Consider the following 18,999-nt stretch of genomic DNA (forward strand, 5'->3'; position numbering starts at 1 on the left):
CCTTTTCATATTTGATTAATATGATTTTAACGATTTTTATCATTATATTAGACATTTCCTACTTTGTCAATATGAATTTAGATATTTATAAATTTAATTTCATTTCTTTTAATAATTATTAGTTTTATGAATTTATTTGATCATAATGCATACTTAATTTCACAAATATGAAAAAAGGACTTGTAATTTTATAAATTTAAGCAATAAACTTAATTCATAAAAAAACAAATCCTTTTTAATATAATGTTCCTATGGGTATCTTATTTACTCATCTTAATCTGCAAGTATCTATTGCAGTTTTCTTAATCTGTGTTATTTTAGCTGGAATAATTCTCTAGCAAGGCATATAACTCGTCCAGATCTTTAACAGGAATCCCCTCTTCAAGCTTTTGCTGTTCAGCTGCGGAAAGATTTTCTGTTGAAACTCCCGTATAATCGAATACTGTCTTCTGATCCCCGTAATAAGCAATGATATAACCGTTCTGCGCTTTAAGATAATACTTGTATTCCGCATTATCTGTATTATATGTTTTTTTCAGAGTAATATCATCCTTTGAAAATTTAACGACCTCAAAGGAAATCAGACCTTTTTGAAATTCATTTAACGGTAAATCCTGCATATAGTCATTGAGGTACTGGATTACTTCCTCACGATTCAGACCAATTAAATAACTTGGCGTTGGTAATACTTCTTCACTGGTTACTCCTGTTTTTACATCATATGTCTGTAAAGTATATTGGGTTGCAGGTAAGACTGTATCTTCCTTAACCTGATCAACCGGAACAGTTGTATCTGTTGTATTTTCAACCGTAATATTTGACTCTGCTTCGGTACTTTGTATCGGTTCCTGTGTTTGAGCCTGATTATTCGCCGCAACCTGGTTACCAATCTGCAAATATCCGTTTTTCTCTAATGATAATATAAATTCATTATTCCGCTCTACCGCACTTTCATTAAAATCTCTTAACGCATTTTTATAACTTATATAATAACAGGCGGAGAACATTACTGATAATGAAAAAAAACTAATGAAATAAACTAATGCCTTCTTGATTTTCACAAAAATCACTCCTTTGGCATTAAGTATTCACTAGTTTTTCCCACTTTATACTATAAAATTTTATACTATAAAATTAAATACTATAATTTTATTAATGTACATTATTTGTTATTTCTATTTCAAAACCAATTAATAAATAAATTTTTATAATGATATACTTGCTATCATTTACTTATCATAATCAGCTTATATCAAATGTATTTTACCGGCAATTCGTGCTAATGTTCTGCCCAAGGGCATTTCTCGTAATTCTTCCTCCGTAAGCCCTTTAAATAATAACAATAAACAGCCATAGGTTATAATAGAAACAAAAACAGCCACCAAAGTACTGATCGAATTCCTTCCGGTTAAACTATGTAACCCAAAATAAGTTATAAATGCCAGAGCTCCCATAATAACAGAACAAACCGCCGGAATTAAGAAAGTCTTTTTCACTTCCTGTTTATAATTTAGATTCTTCCCTACTGAAATCCAGTTTAAAATACATACAACCAAAGAAAATGTTACATTACCTATTACCAAAGCATAGGTACTTAAATTAAAGAATTGCAATAGTATGTATAACAGTATTATATGAATAACCAGGGATATTGCAGAATGGATAACCGGAATTCTCATCATATTAATTCCCTGTAGAACCGCATTGGTAATGGTTGATAAAGCAAAGGATACGATAGCGATAGAACCAATACGTAATAAATTAGCCGGTAATACCCTGGCATCTCCAAACAATAACTGCAGAATCGGAGAAGCTAATACACCCATACCTACCGCTGCCGGTATAGCAATGATCATATTAAATTTAACAGCCTGATGTACTTTGGTTTTCACTTCATAATTTGTTCCCCCTGCTTTTGAAGCTGCAAGGCTTGGAATAATTGCCACACCCATAGCGGAAGCAATGGATACGGGAACATTAATCAGTAAATTATATTTATTGGAATAGATACCCCATAATTCACTTCTTGACGCTTCCTCCAGGCCTTTCTCTGAAAGGACATGTCCAAAAATGGAACCGTCTAAAACTCCGCTGATTTGATAAACCGTCTGACTTAAGATAACCGGTACTATGGTAACCAACAGGACTTTAAACACGTCGGGATAGGATTCCCGTATATTTCCGGTATCTTTCCTTAACTGTTTATCTATAATCGGTTTATATAAGGCAAAAATAAAGGCCAAAAAGATAAGTGCCGCACAAGCTCCAATAAAAGTACCCAGCGTGCCGCCTGCTGCTCCAAATGCAGCTATATCCGGTGAGGCACTATGATATTTCATTAAATAATATGCTGCTACAATGCTGACAATGGCGTTAATGATCTGTTCTAATACCTGGGATAGGGAAGTTGGCAGCATTGTATTTTTTCCTTGATAAAAACCCCTTAAAACGCCCATCACAGCAAAAACAAAGATCGTTGGAGCCAATATTCTAAGAGGGATCGCACTGCGGGGAGACTCATAAATGGAATTGGCTAAAAAATCTGCTCCAAAATAAATTACCAGAGATGCTATGGTGCCCACAACAATAGCAAATCCCATTGCGCATAAAAATATACGGTAAGAATTGCGGTATTGCTTCTTTACTCTCCTGTCGGCAACTAATTTTGAGACAGCTAACGGTAAACTATAGGAGGATAAAATCAAAGCAATATTATAGATTGCAAATGCATTGGAATAGTAACCAATTCCCTCATCTCCAATAATATTGGTTAAGGGAATACGGTAAAGCAGGCCAATTAGCCTCACAATTATGGAAGCGACTGCCAATATTCCTCCCTGCACCAAAAAACTGTTACTTTTCTTACCTGTTCCCATAAAATCCTCCTATATAAACATAAGCCGGCCGCCTGATGAGAGGCGGCTTATGATAATCATTCTTTTGTAATAATAATATAAAATATAATATCTTTTATTGCCCTATATCTGAAAGTACAACATCTTCTGTTCTGTCATTCGGGAAAAGTGCAATATAGGTTTTACCCGGATTAATCGTTAATTCTTTACCCTGTGCATCATAATACCGCATCTTTCTTGTACCTTCATTCTTTTTCCAGGTTATATCAACTTTTTTGCCGTTCGTTATATAATAACCCTTTCCTTCCGAATTTTCAATATCCATGGTTTGATATCCATTTTTATCTATATTCCATTCCTTAACAAACTGTACAATAATATTTTTATAGGCTAACTGTTTGCCCGTATTGTAATCTATATGTTTGGTATCAAATTGAAAACGGTCATATAACTTTTCTTTACTGTCATAAGTAAAATATGGGCTGGCATAATTAGAAAACTTAAGTGTTATTTTATTGACATTCTTATCTGAACTTAAATTTGTATCTTTATCATAAAACGTAAAATGTCCTTCATAATCTTTAGGATATTCTGTTTCATAACCTTTAATTTCCGTACCTTTTAATATACCCTCTTTCGTCGCAAATGCATTATGCGGTGCAGGTATGGAATGATCCCGATAAAATACCGTATCGCCTATACCGGTTAATCCACTTAGATTATTAATACCTAAAGCACTGATTTTCTTCGTTGCATAGGTGGTCTCTCCATAATGAACATAAATTGCATCGTATTCATCTGCGATACTGACAAAATAATGTCTCGCACTTCGAACCGAACCAATCCTGGTTTTATTAAGATCTTCAAATATACCCATCATTCTGGTGATCCCACCCTCCACCAGTGCTTCATATAAAATGGAAGCTTCAGAAGTACCGCTTTGTGGGGAAGCTTTCTTAATGTTATTAAACATAATAGCATAAGGTCTTTTATTACTTACTTTTTTTGAAACCCAAAGCCCCGTTAATTTACTTTTTGCTTCTCCGTCATGATTTTCAGGTTTTACTGTTGGTGATGGTGTTGGAGTAGCTGTCGGTGTAGGGGTAGCTGTCACCGTTGGCGTAACTGTTGGTTTTATTTCGGTATTATCTTTCTTTTTACATCCTGCCATTGAAAGAATCATAATTAAGATTAATAATAAAATAACACTTTTTTTCATATTTTTATCTCCTGTTATACAAAGTATCAGCGATAGATATGGAGCTCGTCCAACACATTCCTTTGCTTTTCTTCCATGATTATTCTTTCTTCCTCTTCCATATGATCATACCCAAACAAATGCATCATACTATGTGCCGTTAAAAACGCAAGCTCCCGTTCGGCTGAATGGCCGTATTGTTCCGCCTGTACTATAACCTTTTCTACGGAAATAATAATATCTCCCAGTAAAAGTTCACCGGTCTCCGGATTGAAATAATTATCTTCCTCTTCTTCCAGGCCTGAAAAATCTGACGGGGTTTTGTAATCAATCATAGGAAAAGATAACACATCGGTTGGTGCATCTATACTTCTGTAATTGTTATTGATTTCTTTAATCTCCTGATTATCCGTTAAAATCACGTTTAATTCCACTTCATATGGACATTTCTCCCTGTCAAGGGACTTTTCAACTACTTTTGCAATAATACTTTCATAATCAAAGCTTAATTTAATATCTGTCTCATACTCTATATTTAACGTCATTTTATTTCCTTTCTATTTTATAATACTTAAGCAATTGCGAAACACGGTACTTGTATTTATGTACCATACAAATAATATAATTTCAGAGCCGAATCCTGCACAGAGGGGAATTGAAGCCAGAAACAAGTATCCATTGTATGATGTATTCGAAAAACGATATAGTTTCGCAATTGTCTATTTATTCTTCGGTTATAAACTGGTTACATATGTAGAAAAAATTCTTTTAATTGATTATATTGCTTTAAAGTTAATCCGGATTCATCCAGACTGCCTCTGGTTAACCGCATTTGAAAAACATTATCTACTATTTTTTCAATGGGGATGTTAACTGACTGTTTGCCACCGCTATTACTTTTCACTTGTTTTTCCAGATATTCTTTTGTTGCGATAATACTGATGGTTATCATAATGATAGCTGCTTCCGGTGATTTTGGCTTTTCATATTTAATATTATGCTGGCGGATAATGTCAACAATAAAAGCAGGCAGATGATATTCTTCTACTAATTTTACTCCCTCCTCAATATATTCTTTGTTTTCAATTCTTCCTATTTCATGATAAAGACCACCGGCTTTTGCCTTATTTTCATCAGCTCCTACCGCTTTCGCAGCCATACCGGCAATTTCGCTAATTAGCAGGGAATGCTTATACACTTTTATGGAATGTTGTTTTAAGCGGAGCAGCAAAGGAAATTCCGTATCCAGTATTTCATCCATATTATATGCCTGAGTATTTTCCGCAGAGATTTCTGCTGCAATATTATCTGCGGTTAATTTATTACTTTCGCTTTCTGTAAAAATTGAATCATTCCTATCATTAGATTCTTTCTTCCATAGGTTAGGCTCATCCCCCTGAGTAACCAAAACCGGTTTCGCCTTTTTTATATAAATAGTATACATCCAGTAGGAAAAACCAATGGATACCAAGCTTGAAACTAAAGAATAAAGGGCAGTTATATTCAGTGAATTCTGCATTATAAAATTATTAATAATAAAGATTAGTATAAGCTGCATGGACAAAATTATAATTGCAGTATAACCAAGTGTTGTTATCCTTTTCATAAAGCTGGAAAGCAGACACATAAATGTACCAAGAATAAGCAGATACACAATATATTCTATATCCAATCCACCTGCCAAACTGGTGATCAATATGAAATTAAACATAACAAAAAAACCAAGATACATATTAAACAGTATGGCTATTAACAAACCACCGGACATCCACACAGTTAATTCCGGTCTTTCTTTTGTAAACATTATAATTAGCAAGGAAGATATATAGATTAATGTAAAAATAACGGAAAATCCTGGTAGCTCTTTTATTTTTTGATAAGTGATATAAAACAATGCAATGAATAAGAGAACTATGGAAAGTACACATAATTTTAAAACTGTGGTTAATTCTACTCCATTCATACGACCAAAGAATACTATGACGAAAACAGATAGAATTCCCAATATTCCGCCAAGTGATGATATAGGCAGATTTTTCCCGGCAGTACTAAGATGTTTCACAAAAACCCCCATCTGTCTGTTTAAACAGACTTAACTTTTGTATTTTCTATAAACTTTGTGACTATTCAGTCACTGCGGATTGGTGTGCTGAATAGTTACCAAACTTTTATCTTTTTCGTCTATTTGATTTATCCGAATTACGCTGATAATTAGTTACCTTGGTGCCATTTACATGTTTTCTTTGGAATTTCAAACGACTTTCCTTTACATCTGCTTTACTGACTTTACTTTCATATGCCTCATAAGCCATAACAATTTTTTGAACCAAAGGATGTCTTACAACGTCCTGTCCGGTTAGATAAGAAAATCCTATATCCTCAATTTTGCTTAAAACCTTTATTGCGGTATCCAAACCGGATTGTGTACCGACCGGTAAGTCTTTTTGGGATAAGTCCCCTGTAATTACAACCTTTGATCCAAATCCGATACGTGTTAAAAACATCTTCATCTGTGCAGGAGTTGTATTCTGTGCTTCATCCAAGATAATAAACGCATTCTCTAACGTTCTGCCTCTCATATACGCTAAAGGTGCAACTTCAATCAGACCTTTTTCCGTATTCTTAAGATATCCTTCCGCACCCATAATCTGATATAAAGCATCATACAAAGGCCTTAAATACGGATCTACCTTGCTTTGTAAATCTCCCGGTAAAAAACCCAACTTTTCTCCTGCTTCGATTGCAGGTCTCGTTAATATGATTCTGCTCACATCATCATTTTTAAACGCTGTAATTGCCATTGCCATTGCTAAATAAGTTTTACCGGTACCAGCAGGGCCGATTCCAAAGGTAATCATCTTTTTACGGATTAAATCCACATAGGACTTCTGTCCCAAAGTTTTCGGCTTTATCGGTTTACCCGATATCGTATGGCATATTAAATCCTGGTCAATCTCAACGATGGCAGATTCTCTATTTTCAAAACATAAGGAAAGTGCATAATTAACATTTTGTTCTGTAATGGTATTCCCTCTTCTGGATAATTCAATTAACTGCACAAACACACTCTTTGCCTTAGTAACGTTATCATTTTCTCCAATCAGTTTTATCTCGCCGTTTCTTACTATAACAGTAACATTTAAAGTCTTTTCAATCATCTTCACATAAGCGTCGAACTGTCCAAATACATTTTTTTCATGTTCAGCCGGCACATCAATTATCGTTTCCATTAGACTCATCTGTATCTATAATCCTCCACTCGCTGTCGTCAATAGATTTAAAATCTTTTACAGACTCCTGTACCACTATTTTTCCAGACGTTATACAGGTATTATTCTCTATTGCTATTTTAACATTATTTTCAATTATTAAAACATCTTTTTCAACTAATTCATCTAAAAAACGTTTTAATCGCTCTCTTGCTAAAGCCGTTACTTCCTCTTTTGTATACTTCTTTTTCATTTCTTCATATTCCGGATACCTGATTTCGGAATAGCTGACTGGAAGGTAAAAATTGTCAGTCAGATGAAGTATAGATTCATTCACAATTATATCATACTTACTATAAGGAATTCTAGGTTTATATAAATTTATTTTTTTAAGAAAAAATGAAACATTATAACCGGTTTTACTTCTTCCGGTGTACTGTTTTTGGATATAATTTAAAGGTATCTTATCCTTATAGTTATATAAAGTTTTGCCTATTACGTCTGCATCGGCAATTACCGGTTTACGATTTAACAAAACATCATTATCGCCTATTATATCTACAACACCGGATACAAGTATTGTGCCTTTTTTGACTACTGATCCTACTTCTACCTTGGGAGTTCCGGTCCGGGTAATTATTTTTGTTATAATACAATCTTTTGACGCTATGATGTGGCAATTCTTTGTTGCCGTAACTGCAGGTGCCGGCATATTCGTTTCCGTAATTTTAATAATTAGCCTTGTACCTTTTATTTCGGCAGAAACCCACCCGATATCTTTATAAGTACCTCGTATTAATTCTTCAATTTCCTGGCAATCAATGTTTTTTTTCTGCAACCCTATATAAATTTCATTGGATTTTAAGAATTTTAACATAGCCTCCGGTGTATAAGAATGCCCACCTAATATACTAATATCCCATATATAGAGAGAAAGTATGTATAGTATAACACAAAAAAGCAGAATCCCGGCTGCATATCCTTTTCTCTTTCGATATTTATGAATAATAAACGGTAAACCATATCTTTTTTTAATATACGGTATTGTTCCTGTTTTTTTCGCGATGGGTTTTAGTTTTAAGTAATCCTTTAGCATAATGCGAAATTCATAATCACCCTCATAATTATTTAAGTCCCAAAGAAATATGTATCGATTACTACATAGGTTTATAAATCGCTCCGGAGACTGACCTTTCATTCTTATCAATAAGTAACCGCGTAACCAGCGAAATAGCTTTATCAGCATGTTTAGACCTCCAATACTAAAAATTTAAGATTTTGCTTTTGGTTAATTATGCAGGATTATTTATTATTTACATAATTAATGGAATGAATCATGCCGGTTATTTTCATTTCGTCGTTAGTAAAATAGGAAATATTGAGATTTTTACCCTCAACATGAATACTGCCGATTTTGGTAAGAATTTTAATCAGAGCGCTGTTATACTCAAGAATCCCTTTATAATTCTCAATGCATACCTCATTTCTGCCTAGTGCAGTAACGATAGGAGCTCCTGCCAGCATATCGGAAGGGAGTTTTAATTGACTGGAGAGAATTTCAAGATAAGTTGTACGTTCTGTTTCTTCCTTTTTTTCTTTTTATTAATATGATCATATAATTCTTTATTGGATTTTTGTTTGAATTTCTTATGATTGGATTTGAGTTTTTTATTCATCCATACCACTCCATACTATTTAAGTACTATTATAGAATATATGGGAATAAATCATGTCTTATGCAAAAACCGTAATAATTACAATATCAGGCTCAAATAGGAGCTCTTTACCTGCACAAGCCGGAAGAAATCCGAAGTGCGAATTTATTACGGTTCGCGGGTGTTCTTGTATCATACTCACTTTGCCTGCGCTAACCCTTAGAAATTCGTTTTACGAATTTCTAAGGGTCGCAGGTTCATTCACAATCATTCAAGCAAGCTTGATGATTGCTCATTTCACCATTACGCAAATAAAAACCCCTGAACCATATGGGCTCAAGGGCTTACCTTTGTAGATATTATCCACTATTTAAATTTACGCTTACGAGCTGCTTCAGACTTTTTCTTGCGTCTTACACTCGGCTTTTCATAATGCTCTCTTTTACGGATTTCTTGTTGAATACCTGCCTTCGCACAGTTTCTCTTGAATCGACGTAGAGCACTATCTAAAGTCTCATTATCTTTTACAATAACATTTGACATAGTCTCACACCTAACCTCCCTCCAGTTGTGTATTGTGCCTATACAACTGTTTGGGTATTTTTTGAATAGCACTATTATGATTATAGCATAAATTTTTGTTTCGTCAACCATTTTTTATACATGGTTTTAATTTTTTATGAATTATTTTATTTGATTTTCTAAAGCTTTTGGTGCCTTTTCAACAACAGTATCAATTCCTGCAGGATTCTTACCGCCGGCTTGTGCCATGTTAGGACGGCCGCCACCGCCGCCGCCTACTAAGACTGCCAGTTCTTTAATAAGGTTACCGGCATGAGCGCCTTTCGCCATTGCATCATCCGTTGCCATAGCTATTAAATTAACCTTATCCTCCATTGCAGAAGCTAAGATTACTACACCCTCACCTAATTTATCCTTTAACTGATCGCCAAGGTTACGCAATCCGTTCATATCTACATCAGGTACTTTCGCAGCTAATAATTTAACACCTTTCACTTCCGTAACCTGATTCATTACGTCACCTAATGTTTCTTTTGCTAGTTTATTTTTTAATTTTTCATTTTCAGAAGATAAAATTTTAATTTCTTCCTGTAAGGCTTCAATTCTCTTTGTTAAGTTAGCAGGTTCAGTTTTAGCTGTTTTAGCTGCAATATTTAATTCTTTTTCCAGTTCACTGTAATAAGAGAAAACACCGTGAGCAGTAAGTGCTTCAATTCTTCTGACACCGGCAGCTACACCTGTCTCAGATACAATTTTAAATACCAATATATTTCCCGTATTACTTACATGAGTACCGCCGCATAATTCCCTGCTGAAATCACCCATGGATACTACTCGTACCTTATCCCCGTATTTTTCACCAAACAGTGCCATTGCACCGGTCTTCTTGGCTTCTTCAATCGTCATAATATCAGTATGAACCGGTAAAGCTTCAGCTATTTCATTATTGACGATTTCTTCTACTCTCTGGATTTCTTCCTTAGTAAGGGCAGAAAAATGAGTAAAGTCGAAACGAAGTCTTTCATTGGTTACTAAAGAACCTGCCTGTTCCACATGGGAACCTAATACTAAACGAAGAGCTTTCTGTAAAAGGTGGGTAGCACTATGATTTTTGCCGGTTGCTAATCTTCTGTTAACATCTATTGTTAAATCAACTTTATCTGATAATTTAAACAGACCCTTAGTTACTTTACCAACGTGTCCGATTTTGCCGCCTTGTAATTTAATGGTATCCTCCACTTCAAATTCTGCATCAGCCGTAGAAATAATTCCGGTATCGGCTGCCTGACCACCGCTGGTTGCATAAAACGGAGTTTCTTCTGTAAATATAGTTCCGCTCTGACCTGCGATTAATTCCTCCGTTACTTCTGTCTCCGTAGTTAACGCAATAATTTTTGAGGAATGGGTAACATTATTATATCCGACAAAAACGGAAGTTAAGCTTGGATCTAATTGCTGGTATACGGTTTCATCTGCTCCCATATAATTTGTAACGGCACGTGCACTTCTTGCGGTCTCTCTCTGGACCTTCATTGCTTTCTGGAAGCCTTCTTCATCAACTTCGAACCCTTTTTCCTCTAATATTTCCTTGGTCAGATCAAGAGGGAATCCATAGGTATCATATAATTTAAAAGCATCCTCACCGGATAAGGTTTTCGTTCCTTCCTTTACCATGGTATCTTCTAATTCTGTTAAAATAGTTAGTCCTTGGTCTATGGTCTTGTTAAAATTATCTTCTTCAATAGTCAATAATTTTAAGATATAATCCTTTTTCTCTTCCAATTCCGGATATCCGTCTTTGGATTCTTTTATTACCGTTGTACTGAGTGTCGCAAGGAAACGGTCTTTGATGCCTAATAATCTTCCATGTCTCGCAGCACGTCTTAATAATCTTCTAAGAACATAACCCCTGCCTTCGTTAGATGGGATAATACCGTCTGAAATCATAAATGTCACGGAACGGATATGGTCCGTAATCAGTCGTATGGATACATCAACTTTTGCATCCATCTTGTAGGTAACACCTGCTACTTCACATACTTTGTCACGAAGAGCTTTTATTGTATCCACATCAAATATAGAGTCTACATCTTGTACTACTGTTGCCAGTCTCTCCAGACCCATACCGGTATCTATGTTTTTATTGCTCAATTCCGCATAATTACCGTTGCCGTCTCCTTCAAACTGGGTAAATACGTTATTCCATACTTCAATATAACGGTCACAATCACAGCCTACCGTACAATCCGGTTTACCGCAGCCATATTTTTCGCCTCGGTCATAATAGATTTCAGAACAAGGACCACAAGGACCTGCACCGTGTTCCCAGAAATTATCCGCTTTACCAAATCGGAAGATATTTTCTGCCGGGATACCGATTTCTTTATTCCATATATCAAAAGCTTCATCATCATCCAAATAAACGGAAGGATATAAGCAGTTAGCTTCAAGTCCTACTACATCCGTCAAAAACTCCCAGGACCAATGAATTGCTTCTGTTTTAAAATAATCACCAAATGAGAAATTACCAAGCATTTCAAAGAAAGTACCATGTCTTGCTGTTTTACCAACATTTTCAATATCGCCGGTACGGATACATTTCTGACAGGTAGTTATTCTTTTCCGGGGTGGAATCTCCTGTCCGGTAAAATATGGTTTTAATGGTGCCATACCTGAATTAATTAATAATAAACTCTTGTCATTTTGAGGAACAAGAGAAAAACTGTTCATTTTAAGATGACCTTTGCTTTCAAAGAAATCTAAGTACATTTTCCTTAGTTCATTTACTCCATATGCCTTCACTCTATTTGCCTCCTGCGCATAATTTATCATATATCGTTAATTCCCTAAATTAGGTGAATCGCTAGTAATTTATTATAAGTATTAATTAAATATTTGTCAATAAAATGTACAGAATGTGAATACAAATACTCATGTACTTTCGGTACAAGAAAGTATCCCCCATGCGGGATATTCCGCCTGCGGCGGGTTGCGCCAGCAACATAATTCCGGGCTGCCTCACCGCTCCAAAGGAAGCGGTTTATCTCATAGGACGCAATTTCCTTTGAAATAAAGAAAGGCAGGAACGAATCCTGCTTTTTATTGTTAATTATGAATCTTATTGCGTACTTGCCGGCTGAAAATATATCGGCTTAGTGCATCTTTTTGTGTCTGAAAACTACAGCCATATAGATATCCTTTATTATTAGCCAGCTCTTTTATCCTTACAACTCTACCGACTAAACTTATATCGGTATTTCTCCCCAATTCCAGTTGTATCTCTATTGTTTGTATATCATCTCCTTTATAAGGTAAAATGATACCCATACCGGTTAGGCTTAGATCTTTTAGTATCCCCGATAGTTCAATTTTATTTCTGTTAAATTTGGTTATCCTAAGAATTACAGGCTCATTCATATATACTCGGTATGCTGCACGCCGATTTACTTTATCTGCTTCATTTTGACAGGTTACGGCGTACATGTTAACTCCTTTAATATGTACTAGTTTAAATGCTGCCTCTTTAAATAAATATAATCCCTTTTCAGTTTTGTAAATTAAAACCGGATCGTTAACCCCCATATTATCTATAGGTGCTCCGTTACAGCTGATTGCTTGTATGAATATAGTATTTACTATTTTCATCTGTATTTCAACTTCCATACTATAATTCTTACTTTTAAATGTAAAACGAAGCTCCAATTTTGCGTTATCCGGTAAATCAATTAAATTCATACTGTTCCCCTCCTATAGGAATTTTATCATATAGGCAGCCGATTATCAAACTAAATAGGAATTATATGGAAATATCTACTCGTCATAATCTTACACAATTCTCTATATTTGAACAAATTTAGATAATTCATTCTGAATTAATATATGTATTTGTCGTAATTTGTCATACAAGAGAGATTATTCACTAAATTATTGCTAGAATTTTCATTTTAATCAAATTCTAACTTTACAGTTACACACTTATACACTATACTATATGTAATCTAAATGGCAGTTGCCCAAAGCAGGCATTTTACGCTGTGGAAACGGAGGTAGGATATGTTAGCTGATTTATTAACCAATGAGATGATTTGGAATACTTATATAAAATACTTTTTACTACCAATTGAACCCATTATACCCTGGGTAGTTATTTTTGCTGTAACAGTATTTATTTTTAATAAGGTGTTGGATTATTCTTATTACCGGTTAATACGTTCCGGTAATTCCAAAAATTCGATTCACAAAAAATGGAGGGTTCTATGCCCAATTTATATTTTTAAGTCTTCAAACAAATATCATGACACTTATAAGTAATATTTAATATTGCTTAAGAGGATAGGCAGATAAATGCCTATCCTTTTATTTCCGTAAAAGCAAAGTGAGAATTGGTAAGTTTTCCTGGAATAATTTGAACGCTCACGCGAACCGATGAAACTCACAAAGCTTGTTTCTTTCGGTTAATTTTCTTTTTAATTTTTGGTTAAAAAAACTGAAACATATAAAAATAGTTTCAGTAAATTAATAATACCTATGAAATTAGAACAGCTCATAGGGGAGTCGAACCCCTGTCTCAGCACTGAGAATGCCACATCTTGACCACTTGACCAATGAGCCTTACAACAGTTAGTATTATATAACATTTTCAATCAGATTGCAAGTACTATTTTTAAAGTTTTTCAAAAAGTTTTAATAATAGACTCAATATAACAAAATATCTTATGGTTCTATTTCTGTTTCAATGTATGATTAATATACTCAATTCATTCGTTTATTTGCAGATATGCTGATTAATTATTCTTATAAACTATTAGATCAACCTGTTTCTGATTAAAATAACCATATGATATTTCTTTAAGCCCTTTTCATATAATAATCATCATATCTGCAAATTTTTATATTACCAGCCGTAATATTATCCGTATTTTATCACTATATAAACATAATAACGATATTACACGCATTAGAACCCATATCTATAAGTAATAAATATCTTACTGTAAAAAATCCATTAAGGAAATCTGATTGGAAATCGGTAAATCACCCAATAAATCTAAGTCCACCATCAAGTCTACAACTGTAGAACTAACCTTGCAGCGGCTCCTGAAATCATCCCTGGACAGGAATTTACCATCACCTACTGCTTCTACAACCGCATCTGCCGCTTTATCACCCAGTCCGTCTATGGTACTTAAGGAGGGCATTAATTTATTATCAATTATTTGAAAATGATGAGCTTTTGCCCTGTAAATATCAATTGGTATAAATTCAAAACCTCTGGCATACATCTCCTGAACAATCTTCATATCTTTTAAACTATCCTGTTCTTTCTTGGATAATTCGTTGCTTCTTCTCTTATAATCCGCCATATAACGTTCCAGCCTTTCACGGCCAAGACACATTAATTCATAGTTAAATGCAGAGGCGCGGATACTAAAATAAGCAGCGTAATAAGCCAAAGGGTAATATACCTTAAAATAAGCGATACGGAATGCCATCATTACGTAAGCTGCCGCATGGGCTTTCGGGAACATATATTTAATACGCTTACAGGACCAGATGTACCAGTCCGGTACTCCCGCTGCAAGCATTTCTTCTTCCATTTCCGGGGTAAGGCCTTTACCTTTACGTACACTTTCCATTATTTTAAAGGAGTGGCCGCTGTCTACCCCGGTGTGAATGAGATATGTCATGATATCATCGCGGGTACAGATTGCTGTTCCAAGGGTACATTTTCCTTCTGTAATTAATGTCTGGGCATTATTCAGCCAAACGTCGGTACCATGGGATAGTCCGGATATTCTTACCAGATCGGAGAAATTCTTTGGTTTCGTATCACGAAGCATCTGCATAACGAAATCCGTACCAAACTCCGGAATACCAAGACATCCTAAATCACATCCTCCCAAATCCTCAGGTTTTAAATTCAGTGCACTTAAGTTGTCAAATAAGGATAAAACCTTTTCATCATCAAGCCTGATGGTTTTCGCATCTAATCCGGTTAAATCTTCCAACATACGAATCATGGTCGGATCATCGTGCCCCAGAATATCCAGTTTTAAAAGATTATGGTCAATGGAGTGATAATCAAAATGAGTGGTTATCGTTTTCGTTGTCATATCATTAGCCGGACGCTGTACCGGTGTAAAGGAATAGATTTCTTCTCCGTGAGGCAATACGATAATACCTCCCGGATGCTGGCCGGTAGTTCTCCTGACTCCGACACAGCCGGATACAATACGTTCGATTTCCGCCCTTCTTCTATGCTGACCTCTTTCCTCATAATACTTTAAAACATATCCATACGCGGTTTTATCAGCCAGCGTACCGATGGTTCCGGCACGGAAAGTATGTCCTTTACCAAATATAACTTCCGTATAATCATGAGCTTTACTCTGGTACTCACCGGAAAAGTTAAGATCAATATCCGGTTCCTTGTCTCCATTAAATCCTAAGAAAGTTTCAAAAGGTATATCATGGCCGTCTTTGCTTAAAGGTTTTCCGCATACCGGACATAGTTTATCAGGCATATCACATCCGGAACTGCCGGAATATGCTTTTACTTCTTCGGAATCAAAATCCGAATAAAAGCAGTTCGTACAGTAATAGTGGGCCGCTAACGGATTAACCTCGGTTATACCTGACATAGTAGCAACAAAGGAGGAACCTACGGAACCTCTGGAACCTACCAGATATCCGTCTTCATTGGATTTCCAAACAAGTTTTTGCGCTATAATATACATAACGGCAAAACCATTGGTAATAATAGAATGGAGCTCATGTTCCAAACGTTCTTCCACCTGTTTCGGCAGATTCGGACCATACATGGAATGCGCTTTATTATAACAGATTTCTCTCAGGGTTTTATCAGAATCTTCAATTACCGGAGGGCATTTATCCGGACGTACGGGAGAAATTTTTTCAATCATATCTGTAATTTTATTGGTATTGGTAATAACGACCTCATACGCTTTATCTCTGCCTAAATACATAAATTCTTCCAGCATTTCCTCGGTTGTACGGAAATATAATGGCGCCTGGTCATCCGCATCCTTAAATCCCTTACCGGCTAAAATGATTCTACGGTATATCTCGTCCTCCGGATCCATAAAATGTACGTCACAGGTAGCAACTACCGGCTTACTCGATTCTTCGCCTAATTTCACAATTCTGCGGTTAATATCCATTAATTCTTCTTTTGAATTAATATTTATTTTATCACTTCTTATCATGAATTCGTTATTACCTAATGGCTGTATCTCCAAATAATCATAAAAATTTACCAGTCTGTTAATTTCTTCCGGCGGCTGTTCCCTTAAAATAGCCTGATATAATTCTCCCGCTTCGCAGGCAGAACCGATAAGCAAACCCTCCCTGTTTTCCATAAATAAACTTTTTGGTATACGGGGCCGTTTACTATAATACTCAATATGAGAAAGTGATATTAGTTTATATAAGTTAACTCTTCCAATATCATTCCTTGCTAAAATTATAGCATGATAAGTGGGAAGTTTCTTTATGGCATCCGGTGATAACTTACCCAAAGTATTTATTTCATCGATCGTATGTATATCCTGGTCCTTTAACATGGCAATAAACTTAACAAAGATTTCTGCTGTCGCACCGGCATCATCTACCGCACGGTGATGATTTTCCAGAGAAATATTTAAAGCTTTTGCCACATGATTTAATTTATATTTACTTAAATCCGGCAAAAGAATGCGGGCTAAACCAACCGTATCTATAACGGTATAATCTGTTTCGATTCCCAGTTCTTCGGATTTTTTTATAATAAAACTGACATCAAAATTAGCATTGTGAGCTACTAAAGCGCTTCCTGAACAAAACTCTAAAAACTTAGGTAAAATTATATCAATGGTAGGATAATCTAACACCATTTCGTCTTTTATACCGGTGAGTTCTTCAATTTCATATGGAATCGGTATTTCTGGATTAATGAAAGTACTGAATTTATCAATAATCTCACCGTTTACTACTTTTACCGCTCCTATTTCTATAATCTTGTCCTTTACCGGGCCAAACCCTGTTGTTTCTATATCGAATACAACATAAGAATCATCCAGGGATTGTCCCTTTTGATTCACAACAATTTCCTTTAAATCATCAACTAAATATGCTTCTACACCATAGATTACTTTAAATTCTTTAAGTCTGTCCCATTCAGATTCCGGATAATCTTTTTTACTTAACGTATGATTCGCTTCCGGAAAAGATTGTACTACTCCATGATCCGTAACCGCAACCGCTTTATGGCCCCACGCAAATGCTCTCTTTACCAGGTCTTTGACATCTACTACAGCATCCATATCACTCATCATGGTATGAGCATGAAGCTCAACACGTTTGACAGGACTGGTATCCATCTTGGTTGTAGTAAAATCCGGAATTGTCTTAATACCTACAATAGAACCGATAGTAACCTCATGGTCATATTTATCCATTAAAGCCATACCTTTAAGCTTTATAAACTGGCCTTTTTTTAACACACTGATTACTTCTGCCGATTCTTCTGTCTTAAGAAAAATTTTACCCTGAATGGAATCAGTGAAATCTGTAACGGTAAAGATAATAATGGTTTTTTCATTTCTAAGTTCCCTGGCTTCTACATTTAATATCTTACCACGGATAACAACTTCTCCTATTTCATCCTGAACATCCGAAATAGGTACTGCTTCTCCATCAAACCCTTTACCATAGATGGTGTCCGGATCATTAATTGCCTTTTTATAACTGTATTTATTTTTGTCATAGGGAGTTTTCGATTTACTATTTTTATTATCACCGGTGGTTTCCTTAGAAACAGTTTTATTCTCGTTTGATGATTTAACTGTTTCTCCTCCCTGAGACATTTGAATTTCGTTTCGTTCCTGTATATAAGCGGCGGCTGCCAAATCATCCGCATTATTTTGCTCTGCTCTGGCATAAGAAGAGGTATTTTTATAACTAATCCCGCCTGTTCTGGTAACAAATTCATATTCCGGTTTATCGGCTTCCTCCTTTTTCTCTGGTTCATAATATTCAAAACGAACTGTAACATCGAAATGGAACCGGTTTTTATATATATCCGTTATATGTTTTATGATATCACCTGATATTTTTCTGATAAGAAAGTTTTCTTCACATTTAAAAATAAGGACATTTTCTTCAAAAGTAATTTCAGCTAATTCAAAAACATTGTATTCTAAAATGCTTCTTTCCCGAAATTCTTCTAATATACTGTTTTGGTAAATATCAAATAATTTCTCCGGTGTATATTGTGCAGATAATATGTAATTATCACATAATACAACAGAATTAGGAGCTGAAGCAAAAAGCTGTTTTTTAATTTGATATTCCATTTTTTTAATAATCTGTCTTTGTAACAGCCGATTACTCTGCATATATATTTTCACTTCCGCAGTAGATTTAGATACGGACACTTTTTCAACTATAACTTCTTGAAAAAGATTCACTAAATCTTTTGGAAGCTCTGACAACTGGTCAAAGACTTCAAAAAAAAGCATACCCATATTTAAGCCCCTTTTCTTATCTAATTTACACCAAAA

Annotated in this window: 13 protein-coding genes and 1 tRNA gene; 1 reads left to right on the forward strand and 13 read right to left on the reverse strand. The window is 35.2% G+C overall.

What is annotated here, in order from left to right; genetic code table 11:
• Positions 1 to 317 precede the first annotated feature (317 nt).
• The 11 genes from Ana3638_RS18050 to Ana3638_RS18100 all read right to left on the reverse strand — a co-directional run bounded on the left by Ana3638_RS18050 (position 318) and on the right by Ana3638_RS18100 (position 13,174).
• Positions 318 to 1,061 (reverse strand): BofC C-terminal domain-containing protein, encoded by a 744-nt coding sequence (locus Ana3638_RS18050; RefSeq protein WP_161839278.1) that lies wholly within the window; start codon positions 1,059 to 1,061, stop codon positions 318 to 320.
• Between the two features lie 186 nt (positions 1,062 to 1,247).
• Positions 1,248 to 2,876 carry a putative polysaccharide biosynthesis protein gene (locus Ana3638_RS18055; RefSeq protein WP_161839279.1) on the reverse strand — a complete coding sequence of 543 codons (1,629 nt, stop codon included), beginning with the start codon at positions 2,874 to 2,876 and terminating at the stop codon, positions 1,248 to 1,250.
• A 94-nt stretch (positions 2,877 to 2,970) separates the two neighbouring features.
• On the reverse strand, positions 2,971 to 4,074 hold the full coding sequence (locus tag Ana3638_RS18060; protein WP_161839280.1) for a DUF3048 domain-containing protein: 1,104 nt from the start codon (positions 4,072 to 4,074) through the stop codon (positions 2,971 to 2,973).
• A gap of 26 nt (positions 4,075 to 4,100) precedes the next feature.
• Positions 4,101 to 4,598, reverse strand: a complete 498-nt coding sequence (gene ybeY / locus Ana3638_RS18065; protein ID WP_161839281.1) for an rRNA maturation RNase YbeY — start codon at positions 4,596 to 4,598, stop codon at positions 4,101 to 4,103.
• A gap of 200 nt (positions 4,599 to 4,798) precedes the next feature.
• Complete coding sequence (locus Ana3638_RS18070; protein WP_161839282.1) at positions 4,799 to 6,115, reverse strand: HDIG domain-containing metalloprotein; 1,317 nt, start codon at positions 6,113 to 6,115, stop codon at positions 4,799 to 4,801.
• A 106-nt stretch (positions 6,116 to 6,221) separates the two neighbouring features.
• A complete protein-coding gene (locus Ana3638_RS18075; protein WP_161839283.1) occupies positions 6,222 to 7,292 on the reverse strand; it encodes a PhoH family protein in 1,071 nt (356 codons plus the stop codon).
• Positions 7,267 to 8,508 (reverse strand): sporulation protein YqfD, encoded by a 1,242-nt coding sequence (gene yqfD, locus Ana3638_RS18080; RefSeq protein WP_161839284.1) that lies wholly within the window; start codon positions 8,506 to 8,508, stop codon positions 7,267 to 7,269. The genes Ana3638_RS18075 and yqfD overlap by 26 nt, the downstream gene beginning before the upstream one ends.
• Positions 8,509 to 8,564: 56 nt before the next feature.
• The gene (yqfC, locus tag Ana3638_RS26875) at positions 8,565 to 8,819 is read right to left on the reverse strand and encodes a sporulation protein YqfC (RefSeq protein WP_281352953.1); all 255 of its coding nucleotides are present in this window, start codon (positions 8,817 to 8,819) and stop codon (positions 8,565 to 8,567) included.
• A gap of 464 nt (positions 8,820 to 9,283) precedes the next feature.
• Complete coding sequence (rpsU, locus tag Ana3638_RS18090) at positions 9,284 to 9,460, reverse strand: 30S ribosomal protein S21 (protein WP_033166800.1); 177 nt, start codon at positions 9,458 to 9,460, stop codon at positions 9,284 to 9,286.
• Between the two features lie 141 nt (positions 9,461 to 9,601).
• Positions 9,602 to 12,241, reverse strand: a complete 2,640-nt coding sequence (gene alaS, locus Ana3638_RS18095; RefSeq protein WP_161839286.1) for an alanine--tRNA ligase — start codon at positions 12,239 to 12,241, stop codon at positions 9,602 to 9,604.
• 303 nt (positions 12,242 to 12,544) lie between these two features.
• Complete coding sequence (locus Ana3638_RS18100) at positions 12,545 to 13,174, reverse strand: flagellar brake protein (RefSeq protein ID WP_161839287.1); 630 nt, start codon at positions 13,172 to 13,174, stop codon at positions 12,545 to 12,547.
• Between the two features lie 318 nt (positions 13,175 to 13,492).
• On the opposite strand from Ana3638_RS18100, the gene Ana3638_RS18105 reads away from it, so the two are divergent.
• Complete coding sequence (locus Ana3638_RS18105; RefSeq protein WP_161839288.1) at positions 13,493 to 13,750, forward strand: hypothetical protein; 258 nt, start codon at positions 13,493 to 13,495, stop codon at positions 13,748 to 13,750.
• A 228-nt stretch (positions 13,751 to 13,978) separates the two neighbouring features.
• Here the strand turns inward: Ana3638_RS18105 and Ana3638_RS18110 are convergent.
• Positions 13,979 to 14,050 (reverse strand) — tRNA-Glu (locus Ana3638_RS18110).
• Positions 14,051 to 14,427: 377 nt separating this feature from the next.
• A complete protein-coding gene (locus tag Ana3638_RS18115; RefSeq protein WP_161839289.1) occupies positions 14,428 to 18,963 on the reverse strand; it encodes a PolC-type DNA polymerase III in 4,536 nt (1,511 codons plus the stop codon).
• Positions 18,964 to 18,999: the final 36 nt, after the last annotated feature.

This window comes from Anaerocolumna sedimenticola, from assembly GCF_009931695.1.
Taxonomy (GTDB): domain Bacteria; phylum Bacillota; class Clostridia; order Lachnospirales; family Lachnospiraceae; genus Anaerocolumna; species Anaerocolumna sedimenticola.

Coding starts and splice junctions, on each gene's coding strand:
- Ana3638_RS18055 (WP_161839279.1), bottom strand. CDS start 2,876: ATGGGAACAGGTAAGAAAAGTAACAGTTTTTTGGTGCAGGGAGGAATA.
- Ana3638_RS18060 (WP_161839280.1), bottom strand. CDS start 4,074: ATGAAAAAAAGTGTTATTTTATTATTAATCTTAATTATGATTCTTTCA.
- ybeY (WP_161839281.1), bottom strand. CDS start 4,598: ATGACGTTAAATATAGAGTATGAGACAGATATTAAATTAAGCTTTGAT.
- Ana3638_RS18075 (WP_161839283.1), bottom strand. CDS start 7,292: ATGAGTCTAATGGAAACGATAATTGATGTGCCGGCTGAACATGAAAAA.
- yqfD (WP_161839284.1), bottom strand. CDS start 8,508: ATGCTGATAAAGCTATTTCGCTGGTTACGCGGTTACTTATTGATAAGA.
- rpsU (WP_033166800.1), bottom strand. CDS start 9,460: ATGTCAAATGTTATTGTAAAAGATAATGAGACTTTAGATAGTGCTCTA.
- Ana3638_RS18100 (WP_161839287.1), bottom strand. CDS start 13,174: ATGAATTTAATTGATTTACCGGATAACGCAAAATTGGAGCTTCGTTTT.
- Ana3638_RS18105 (WP_161839288.1), top strand. CDS start 13,493: ATGTTAGCTGATTTATTAACCAATGAGATGATTTGGAATACTTATATA.
- Ana3638_RS18115 (WP_161839289.1), bottom strand. CDS start 18,963: ATGGGTATGCTTTTTTTTGAAGTCTTTGACCAGTTGTCAGAGCTTCCA.